Origin of the sequence: Frigoribacterium sp. CFBP 13605 (genome assembly GCF_014839405.1) — a bacterium.
Lineage (GTDB): Bacteria > Actinomycetota > Actinomycetes > Actinomycetales > Microbacteriaceae > Frigoribacterium.
Window position 1 is genome coordinate 1 of record NZ_JACYNS010000222.1, and the last position, 666, is coordinate 666.

1 protein-coding gene is annotated in these 666 nt (G+C 78.1%); it reads right to left on the reverse strand.

Translation table 11 applies throughout. The features are described 5' to 3' along the window. Nucleotides 1-666, reverse strand: a 666-nt coding sequence (locus IFT36_RS16145) for a hypothetical protein (protein ID WP_200413680.1), incomplete at both ends; no start/stop codon positions are given.

Genomic DNA, 666 nt, shown 5'->3' on the forward strand with positions numbered 1-666 from the left:
CGGCGACGTTCCGACGGGCCGGGATCGGCCGCCGACGGGGCCGGGCCGGGATCCCCGACGGGCGGGGCGCCCCTCGGGACCGACGCGGCGTCGAGGGGCAGCAGGGCGGCGGCGAGGCGGGCGTAGGCGATGCGGGTGCGCGTGCCCAGTGCGGCGCTCGACACCGGCCGACCGCCGGAACGGGCCGCGTCGTAGGGCACGCGCACGACGGGCACGGTGGGGTCGTCGCCGACCGTGACGGGGGCCGCGCGACCGGCGTCGCCGACGTCGACCAGGGCGATGACCACGTCGGGCCGGTCGGGGTGGTCCTTGATCGCGGGCACGAGGGCAGCGGCCTCCTCGGCGGCGTGGCGGTCGGCGCGGGCCACGATGCAGACCGTCCGGCTGGCCGACACCACGTCGGTGAGGTCGGCACGCCAGTCGCGCACTCCCCAGTCGGTCACGACCAGGTCGAAGAAGCGGCTGATCGGGGTGACCTCGTCGAACCAGCCCGCCGCGGCGGCCACGGCACGGGACTCGCCCCGGGGGTCGAGCGAGAGGGCGTAAAGGCCCGAGGGCGTGCGGGGCAGACCGTCGACGGCGTCGACCGACCGGCGTGCCGTGCGCCTCCGCGAGCTCGGTGCCGCGCTCGAACCGACCGGCGCGCCGGCCTGCCACAGCATGCCG